Origin of the sequence: Amycolatopsis kentuckyensis (genome assembly GCF_002155975.1) — a bacterium.
In the GTDB taxonomy this organism is placed as follows: Bacteria; Actinomycetota; Actinomycetes; order Mycobacteriales; family Pseudonocardiaceae; genus Amycolatopsis; species Amycolatopsis kentuckyensis.
This window is the reverse complement of record NZ_MUMI01000040.1, coordinates 1-8,544: the sequence shown is the minus strand read 5'-3', so window position 1 is coordinate 8,544 and position 8,544 is coordinate 1. Positions and strand designations below refer to the sequence as shown.

At 70.0% G+C, this 8,544-nt stretch carries 7 protein-coding genes and 1 pseudogene; 5 read left to right on the top strand and 3 right to left on the bottom strand.

Annotated elements, in window-relative coordinates:
* Together CCN39_RS04535 and CCN39_RS04530 are read right to left on the bottom strand one after the other, a co-directional pair.
* Positions 1 to 778 (bottom strand): histidine kinase dimerization/phospho-acceptor domain-containing protein (locus CCN39_RS04535; RefSeq protein WP_086838646.1); only part of this gene is annotated, 778 nt, incomplete at its 3' end.
* Positions 775 to 1,467: a response regulator transcription factor gene (locus CCN39_RS04530; protein WP_208630139.1), complete on the bottom strand. Its 693-nt coding sequence runs from the start codon at positions 1,465 to 1,467 to the stop codon at positions 775 to 777. The genes CCN39_RS04530 and CCN39_RS04535, both read right to left, overlap by 4 nt.
* 220 nt (positions 1,468 to 1,687) lie before the next feature.
* Here CCN39_RS04530 and CCN39_RS04525 point away from each other — a divergent pair, with 220 nt between their 5' ends.
* The 5 genes from CCN39_RS04525 to CCN39_RS04505 all read left to right on the top strand — a co-directional run bounded on the left by CCN39_RS04525 (position 1,688) and on the right by CCN39_RS04505 (position 7,954).
* Entirely contained in the window at positions 1,688 to 3,247 is a 1,560-nt protein-coding gene (locus CCN39_RS04525) for an NCS1 family nucleobase:cation symporter-1 (RefSeq protein ID WP_086838641.1), read from the top strand.
* A gap of 10 nt (positions 3,248 to 3,257) precedes the next feature.
* Positions 3,258 to 4,040 (top strand): nitrilase-related carbon-nitrogen hydrolase, encoded by a 783-nt coding sequence (locus CCN39_RS04520; RefSeq protein WP_244210616.1) that lies wholly within the window; start codon positions 3,258 to 3,260, stop codon positions 4,038 to 4,040.
* Positions 4,040 to 5,422 carry a dihydropyrimidinase gene (gene hydA / locus CCN39_RS04515; protein ID WP_086838637.1) on the top strand — a complete coding sequence of 461 codons (1,383 nt, stop codon included), beginning with the start codon at positions 4,040 to 4,042 and terminating at the stop codon, positions 5,420 to 5,422. Before CCN39_RS04520 ends, hydA begins: the two co-directional genes overlap by 1 nt.
* Before the next feature lie 8 nt (positions 5,423 to 5,430).
* Complete coding sequence (locus tag CCN39_RS04510; RefSeq protein WP_086838635.1) at positions 5,431 to 6,429, top strand: TIGR03842 family LLM class F420-dependent oxidoreductase; 999 nt, start codon at positions 5,431 to 5,433, stop codon at positions 6,427 to 6,429.
* 79 nt (positions 6,430 to 6,508) lie between these two features.
* The gene (locus CCN39_RS04505; protein WP_086838633.1) at positions 6,509 to 7,954 is read left to right on the top strand and encodes an alpha/beta hydrolase; all 1,446 of its coding nucleotides are present in this window, start codon (positions 6,509 to 6,511) and stop codon (positions 7,952 to 7,954) included.
* Between the two features lie 284 nt (positions 7,955 to 8,238).
* On the opposite strand, the pseudogene CCN39_RS50040 reads toward CCN39_RS04505, so the two are convergent.
* Positions 8,239 to 8,544 (bottom strand): annotated as a pseudogene (locus CCN39_RS50040) (styrene monooxygenase/indole monooxygenase family protein); the annotation flags it as partial.

The following is an 8,544-nucleotide window of genomic DNA, read 5'->3' as shown; positions in this document are numbered from 1 at the left end:
GGTCCGGGTGGTGGCGCACCTGCGCCACCACCCGGACCTGCCCGCCCGCCGGGCCGTGGCGGGCCGCGTTCTCCAGCAGGTTGGCCACCACCTGGAACAAGCGCCCGCGGTCCGCCGTCACCACCGCGCCCTCCGGGGACACCGACACCTCGAACGTCACCCCGCGGCCCGCGAACCGCGCCTCACCGACCACTTCGGACAGCAGCGACCAGAGCGAAAACGACGTCTTGTGCAGCGGCATCGCCCCGGCATCCAGGCGCGACAGGTCGAGCAGCTCGTCCACCAGCGTCGCCAGGCGCTCGGTCTGCTGCAACGCCGTCTTCAACGTGGCGGGATCGGGATCTTCGACGCCGTCCACCATGTTCTCCAGCACGCCGCTCAACGCCGTGATCGGCGTCCGCAGCTCGTGGGACACGTTCGCGATCAGCTCCCGGCGCTGCCGGTCGGCGTCGCCGAGGTCCCCCGCCATCTGGTTGAACGCCTGCGCCAGCACCCCGACTTCGTCCCGCGTGGTGGCCCGGATCCGCCGGGTGTAGTCGCCCTTGGCCATCGCCCGCGCCGCCGCCGTCATCTCGCGCAACGGCCGCGTCATCCCGTGGGCCAGCACCTGCGACAGCACCAGCGCGAGCACCATCGCGGTGATCGTCGTCTTCGGCGGCAGCCAGCCGATCTGCCAGTTGAAGAACGCGAACGCCACCCCACCGGAGGCGACCATCAGGATCGCCAGCTTCAGCTTGATCGACCGGATCCGGTCGAGCGGCCGCGGGATGAAGTTCACGATCCCGCCTCCAGCGCGTAGCCGACGCCGTGCACGGTCCGGATCAGGTCCGCGCCGAGCTTCCGGCGCAGCGCCTTGATGTGGCTGTCCACCGCCCGCGTCCCCGCGGACGAGCCCTGGACGTCCCAGTCCCACACCTCCGACAGCAGCCGTTCCCGCGGCTGCACCACCCGCGGCCGCCGCGCGAAGTGCACCAGCAGGTCGAACTCGATCGGCGTCAGCTGCGCCGCGACCCCGGCCCGGGCGACGCGCCGCTGGTCGACGTCGATTTCGAGGTCGCCGAGCACGATCCGCGTGCCCGTCACCGAAGACGAGCGCTCCACCCGCCGCAGCAGCGCGTGCACCCGGGCGGTCAGCACCCGCATCGAGAACGGCTTGGTGAGGTAGTCGTCGGCGCCGACCCCCAGCCCGACCAGCATGTCCGTCTCGTCGGCGCGCGCGGTCAGCATCAGCACCGGCACCGGCCGCCGCCCCTGGATCCGGCGGCAGACTTCCAGGCCGTCGAACCCCGGCAGCATCACGTCGAGCACCACCACGTCCGGCTCCGCGGCGGCCTCCGCCTCGACGGCGGCCGGTCCGTCGTGGACGACGTCCACCCCGAACCCCTCGGCCCGCAGCCGGGCCGCGATCGACGCGGCGATCGTGAGGTCGTCCTCGACGACGAGCACGCGCCGCCCACCCAGTTCCATGACCACGACCCTAAGCACCCCCGGTGGAGACGGTTCGCGTGAAGTGTGAAGATCCTGTGGAGACGTTTCACCCTCTTTGCCGGTTGATGACGGCCGGATGTGTGACGCAGGTCATGCACTCCGGGCCCCCTTCGCGCAATCGACAGACTGCACTCCTGATCAGCGAAGAGTGAACAGACTGCCGTTGCCCCGGCGATGACCAGGCGCGCAGGATTCCGCAATGGCGCCGACACCCGCAGACCAGCGCGTGCACGACGACGGCCGGGTCGAGCTCGACCCCGCCGACGTCGGGTCTCTCGAAGGCAGCCGGTTCTTCAACGAGGAACTGGCCCCCGTCCCCGTCGACAAACGGACCTGGACCACCTACAACTACTTCGCGCTCTGGATGGGGATGGCCCACAACATCCCCAGTTACGCCCTGGCCGCGTCGCTCATCGCGCTCGGCATGAACTGGGTGCAGGCGCTGCTCACCATCACGATCGGCAACCTGATCGTGCTGGCCCCGATGCTGCTCAACAGCCACGCCGGCACGAAGTACGGCATCCCGTTCCCGGTGTTCGCCCGCGCGTTCTACGGCCTGCGCGGCGCCAACCTGGCCGCGTTGCTGCGCGCGTTCATCGCGTGCGGCTGGTTCGGCATCCAGACGTGGGTCGGCGGCGAGGCCATCTACGTCATCCTCGGGCGCCTGCTCGGCTCGTGGTGGCGCGACTCCGCCGTGGTCGCCGGGCAGCACTGGACGCTGTGGCTGTCCTTCGTGGTGTTCTGGATCGGCCAGATGCTCATCATCTGGCGCGGCATGGAGGCGGTCCGCCGGTTCGAGAACTGGACGGCGCCGCTGGTGTCCATCGGCTTCCTGATCATGCTCGGGTACGTGCTGGTCAAGGCGGGCGGGCTCGGCCCGATCCTGTCCGACGGCGGCAAGCTCGGCTGGGGCCCGGAGTTCTGGAAGGTGTTCGCGCCGTCGCTGATGGCGATGATCGCGTTCTGGTCGACGCTGTCGCTGAACATGCCGGACTTCACCCGCTTCGGCGGCAGCCAGCGCAAGCAGGTCCGCGGCCAGATCCTCGGCCTGCCGACGACGATGACGTTCATCGCGATCGTGGCCATCCTGACCACGTCGGGCGGGCACGTGCTCTACGGCGAGGACATCTGGGACCCGGCGCAGCTGGCCGACAAGTTCACCAGCCCGGTCGTGGTCGTCGTCGCGCTGGTCGCGCTGGTGCTGGCGACGATCTCGGCGAACCTGGCGGCCAACGTCGTCAGCCCGTCCTACGACTTCTCGAACGCGTTCCCGAAGCGGATCACGTTCGCGATCGGCGGCGGCATCACCGGCGTCGTCGGCATCCTCATCCAGCCGTGGCGGCTGTACTCCGACCCGAACATCTACATCTTCGCCTGGCTCGGCTTCTACGGCGGCCTGCTCGGCGCGGTCGCCGGGGTGCTCGTCGCCGGGTACTGGGTCATCAACCGCACGAAGCTCCGGTTGAAGGACCTCTACACACCCGATGGGGTGTATTGGTTCAGCGGCGGCTGGAACTGGCGGGCTCTGGTCGCGACGCTGGTGGGAGCGCTGTTGGCGGTCGGCGGCGCGTACGGCGGGCCGTTCCCCGACGCCGGGCTGATCCCGTTCCTCAAGCCGCTTTACGACTACAACTGGGTGGTCGGCCTGGTCGGCGCGTTCGTCGTCTTCGCCGCCCTGTCCATGCCCTTGTCCACAACGAAGGAGGAAATCAGTGAGCGTGGTTCGAGCCGGCCTGATCCAGCAGCGGTGGACGGGTGACAAGGAGTCCATGATCAAGGCGGCGGTCGACCACATCGGCACCGCCGCTTCCCAGGGCGCCCAGGTCGTCTGCCTGCAGGAACTGTTCTACGGGCCGTACTTCTGCCAGGTGCAGGACGCCGACTACTACTCCTACACCGAGGCCATCCCGGACGGGCCCACCACGAAGCTCATGCAGGAGGTGGCCGAGCGCCACGGCGTCGTGCTGATCGTGCCGATGTACGAGGTCGAGCAGCCCGGCGTCTACTACAACACCGCCGCGGTGATCGACGCCGACGGCAGCTACCTCGGCAAGTACCGCAAGAACCACATCCCGCAGGTCAAGGGGTTCTGGGAGAAGTTCTACTTCCGCCCCGGCAACCTCGGCTACCCGGTGTTCGACACGGCCGTGGGCCGCATCGGCGTCTACATCTGCTACGAACGGCACTTCCCGGAGGGCTGGCGTGCGCTCGGCCTGGCCGGGGCGAAGATCGTGTTCAACCCGTCGGCGACCAGCCGCAGCCTGTCGCAGTACCTGTGGCGGCTGGAGCAGCCGGCGGCCGCGGTGGCGAACGAGTACTTCGTCGGCGCGATCAACCGGGTGGGCGTGGAACCGCTGGGCGACAACGACTTCTACGGCCAGACGTACTTCGTCGACCCGCGCGGGCAGCTGGTCGGCGACGCCGCGTCCGACACCGACGACGAGGTGGTGGTGCGCGACCTCGACCTCGGCCTGCTCGACGAGGTCCGGAACCAGTGGGCGTTCTACCGCGACCGCCGCCCGGACACCTACGGCCCGCTCGCGGAGGCCTGATGACCACCCTCATCCAGGGCGGTCAGGTCGTTTCGCCGTCGGGCGCTTTTTCCGCGGACGTCCTCGTCGACGGCGAGACCATCGCCGCCGTCGGGGCGCCCGGGACGCTGACCGGCGACGAGACGATCGACGCCACCGGGAAGTACGTGCTGCCCGGTGGCATCGACGCCCACACCCACATGGAGATGCCGTTCGGCGGCACGCACTCGGTCGACACGTTCTCGACCGGCACCACGGCGGCCGCGTGGGGCGGCACGACCACGATCATCGACTTCGCCGTGCAGGCCAAGGGCACGTCGCTGCTGTCCACACTGGACAAGTGGCACGCCAAGGCGGACGGCAACTGCGCGATCGACTACGGCTTCCACATGATCGTCTCCGACGTCAACGACCAGTCGCTGAAGGAGATGGAAGCCTGCATCGACGGCGGCGTCGGCAGCTTCAAGATGTTCATGGCCTACCCGGGGGTGTTCTACTCCACGGACGGGGAAATCCTGCTGGCCATGCAGAAAGCGCGCGAAATCGGCGCTACGATCATGATGCACGCGGAAAACGGCATCGCGATCGACCAGCTGGCGGCGCAGGCGTTCGCAGCGGGCAACATCGATCCGGTGCAGCACGGCCTGACCCGGCCGCCGGAACTGGAAGGAGAGGCGACCTCGCGGGCGATCCAGCTCGCGAAGGTGACAGGCTCGCCGCTGTACATCGTGCACCTGTCGGCGTCGCAAGCGCTCGCGGCGGTCGCGGAGGCGCGCAACGACGGTCAGAACGTCTTCGCCGAGACGTGCCCGCAGTACCTTTATCTGTCCATTGAGGACTTGGCCAAGCCGGACTTCGAGGGCGCGAAGTACGTCGCTTCGCCGCCGCTGCGGGAGAAGTCGCACCAGGCCGACCTGTGGCGCGGGCTGCGGACGAACGACCTGTCCGTGGTGTCCACCGACCACTGCCCGTTCTGCTTCAAGGACCAGAAGGAGCTGGGCCGCGGCGACTTCCGGGCCATCCCGAACGGGATACCGGGTGTCGAGCACCGGATGGACCTGCTGCACCAGGGCGTCGTCGCCGGTGAGCTGACGCTCGGCCGCTGGGTCGAGACGTGCTCGGCGACGCCGGCGCGGATGTTCGGCCTGTACCCGCGCAAGGGCGTGATCGCGGCGGGCTCGGACGCGGACATCGTGATCTACGACCCCTCGGCGACGCAGACTCTGTCGGCTTCGACGCACCACATGAACGTCGACTACTCGGCGTACGAGGGCCTGGACATCACCGGCCGGGTGCACACCGTGCTGTCCCGCGGGCGCGTGGTCGTGTCGCCGGACGGGTTCACCGGGTCGACGTCACACGGCAAGTTCCTGTCCCGCTCGCTGAACCAGTACCTGAACTAGGAGCGGCCATGGACTTCGGGATCGTGCTGCAGACGGATCCGCCCGCGCGGGACGTCGTGCGGCTGATGAAGGACGCCGAAGACGCCGGGTTCCGGTACGGGTGGACGTTCGACTCCTGCGTGCTGTGGCAGGAACCGTTCGTCATCTACTCGGCGATCCTCGCGGCGACGTCGTCGATGGTCGTCGGGCCGATGGTGACCAGCCCCGGCACGCGCGACTGGTCGGTGATGGCGTCGACGTTCGCCACGCTCAACGACATGTACGGCAACCGGACGGTCTGCGGCATCGGCCGCGGTGACTCCGCGCACCGGGTGGTCGGGAAACCGCCGTCCACCTTGGCCACCGTGCGCGACTGCATGCGCGTGGTCAAGGACCTCGCCGAAGGCCGCGCGGTGACCATGAACGACAAGACCGTGCAGATCCCGTGGATCCGCAACGGGCGCCTGGAAATGTGGATGGCCGGGTACGGGCCGAAGGCCCTGCAGACGGTCGGCGAGCACGCCGACGGCTTCATCCTGCAGTGCGCGGACCCGGCGATCGCGCGCTGGACGATCGGCGCGGTCCGCGACGCCGCACGAGCGGCCGGCCGGGACCCCGGCGGCATCACGATCTGCGTCGCGGCCCCGGCGTACGTCGGCGACGACCTGGCCCACCAGCGCGAACAGCTGCGCTGGTTCGGCGGGATGGTCGGTAACCACGTCGCGGACCTGGTGGCGCGGTACGGCTCGTCGGGGGCGGTACCGCGGGAGCTGACGGACTACATCCGCGAACGGGAGGGCTACGACTACAGCCACCACGGCAAGGCGGGCAACCCGTCGACCGAGTTCGTCCCGGACGAGATCGTCGACCGGTTCTGCCTGCTGGGGCCGGCCTCGTCCCACGTCGAGCGGCTGCAGGAACTGGCCGAACTGGGCGTGGACCAGTTCTCGCTGTACCTGATGCACGACGACCGCGAGGCGACGCTGGCGTCCTACGGGGCACAGATCATCCCGAAGCTCACCACCTGATCGAGTTGCGGTTTACCCCACCCCGGATTCGGTGGTTCACCCCAATGCGCCACCGCGTCCGGGGCGGGACGATCTTGGCATGACCTCTCGGAAACTCCGCACGGCGACGGCGCTGGGGGCTGCCGCGCTCGGGGTGGGCACCCTCGCCCCCGCGGCCGCGGCAAGCCCCGCCCGGATCGTCTGGGAAGCCTCGTGCCCGGCCGGCTACGAATGCGGCCACCTCGACGTGCCACTGTCCTATCAGGACCCTTCGGCGGGCACCGCCCGCATCGCCGTGGGGCGCCTGCCCGCCACCGACCAGGCCCGCAAGCTGGGCACGATCTTCTACAACCCGGGCGGCCCGGGCTCCTCCGGCCGATTCGCGCCGGCGCTGACACCGGCCCTCCACGCCCGCTACGACATCGTCGGGTTCGACCCGCGCGGCGTCGGGGCGAGTTCGAAGATCAGCTGCTTCACCGATCCCTCCCAGCTCGAGGTCCTGCAGCGGGCCCTCGGCACGTTCCCGCTGGACCGCGCGGCCGAGCAGCGGCAGATCGCCGACACCCGCACGGTCACCGACCTCTGCGAGCGGAACGCGGGCCCTCTGGCGAACCACCTCTCGACAGGGACGATCGCCCGCGACCTCGATCGGCTGCGCGCGGCGTTCGGCGAGCCGAAGCTGCGGTACTACGGGAAGTCGTACGGCACGTACCTCGGCGAGACGTACGCGAACCTGTTCCCCGGCCGCGTCGGCTCGCTGGCCCTCGACGCGGTCGACGACCCGGTGCGCTGGTCGACCGGCTCGGCGCCGATGAGCTACCGCCTGCAGGCCTTCACGGACGCCCCGCGCGCGTTCCACTCCTTCTTGACTGCCTGCGGTGCGCGCTGCACGTTCGACCACACCTCGATCCTCGACCGGCTCGAGCGCGGCCCGATCACGGTGACCGACACGACCGGGCGACAGGTCGTCGTCACCTACCAAGGCGCCATCGCCCGCATCCACGACTACCTGACCGACGCCCGGTCCGCGCCCCGGCTGGCGGCGTTCCTCCAGGCCCTGGCCGACCCGGCCGCTCCCGCCCCGGCCACCCCGGGCGGCCCACCGGACATCGACTCCCTCCTGGGCGGCGGCGCCACCCTGTGCTCGGACGCGGCGAACCCCCGCGACCCGGCCGTCTGGTGGGACCACGCGTGGCGCGCCGACGGCGTGGCCCGCGGTTTCGGGCCGTACGACGTCTACAAGACGCTGCCGTGCGCGACCTGGGACGTCACGGACACGGGCCGCTACGCGGGACCGTGGAACCGCCCGACGGCCCCGATCCTCCTGCTGGCCAACGGCCAGGGCGACCTGGAGACCCCGTACGCCGGCGCGCAACGGACAGAGCGTCTGCTCGCCAACGCCCGCTTGCTGACACTGGACACGTACGGCCACGGCGCCCGCGGCAAGAGCGCGTGCATCGACGGCTGGCTGGACAGCTACTTCACCACGGGCGCGGTGCCCGCCCGGGGAACGGTCTGCGCGCCGGGCCAAAGCCCGTTCGGCTGAGCAGGCTCAGTGACCCACGCCTGCCCCACGGTCTACTCCCGGGCAGCCTCCTCGGGCTTCGTCCCCACCGGCGCTTCCACGGGCGCGACGGCGTGGTCGACCTCGATCGTCCACTCCTTGGCCAGCGCGGCGATGGCCCCGATCGCGGTGACGACCGGAGCGGCGATGGCGGCTGCGCGAGGGCCGGGGTAGTCCTGAAGAGCTGTTGGTCCTCGTCGCCGGGACCGAAGTCCTCTCTGCGCCGGTGTCCTCGCCGCCCGGTATTTCGCCGGCTCGCAACGGCGTCAGCGTCCGGCGTCGAGCGCCGTCGCCTCCTGGAGGTACCTCATCGCCGCTGCGGGATCGCCGAGCCAGCCTTCGTAGTCGGCCGGGTTCTCGAAGAGGTGCGCGAACCGGTGCGCCACCTCGGGCACGCGCTGCGCAGTGTCCAAAGTGGCCAGAACGTGCTCCGGCGGCGGTGCCAGGAGGTCGTTGTTGAAGCGCGTCGCGGGCCCAGCGTGCTGCCAGTACCGGGCGAAGGCGTCGTGCATGAACTCCTCGTCGAACGGCCGGTCACCGCGCTCGACGATGGCCTCCTGGTAGGCCCGCGC

What these genes read in the sequence shown, in the direction of transcription:
- CCN39_RS04530 (WP_208630139.1), bottom strand. Translation starts at nt 1,467, where the DNA reads ATGGAACTGGGTGGGCGGCGCGTGCTCGTCGTCGAGGACGACCTCACG.
- CCN39_RS04505 (WP_086838633.1), top strand. Translation starts at nt 6,509, where the DNA reads ATGACCTCTCGGAAACTCCGCACGGCGACGGCGCTGGGGGCTGCCGCG.
- CCN39_RS04520 (WP_244210616.1), top strand. Translation starts at nt 3,258, where the DNA reads ATGATCAAGGCGGCGGTCGACCACATCGGCACCGCCGCTTCCCAGGGC.
- hydA (WP_086838637.1), top strand. Translation starts at nt 4,040, where the DNA reads ATGACCACCCTCATCCAGGGCGGTCAGGTCGTTTCGCCGTCGGGCGCT.
- CCN39_RS04525 (WP_086838641.1), top strand. Translation starts at nt 1,688, where the DNA reads ATGGCGCCGACACCCGCAGACCAGCGCGTGCACGACGACGGCCGGGTC.
- CCN39_RS04510 (WP_086838635.1), top strand. Translation starts at nt 5,431, where the DNA reads ATGGACTTCGGGATCGTGCTGCAGACGGATCCGCCCGCGCGGGACGTC.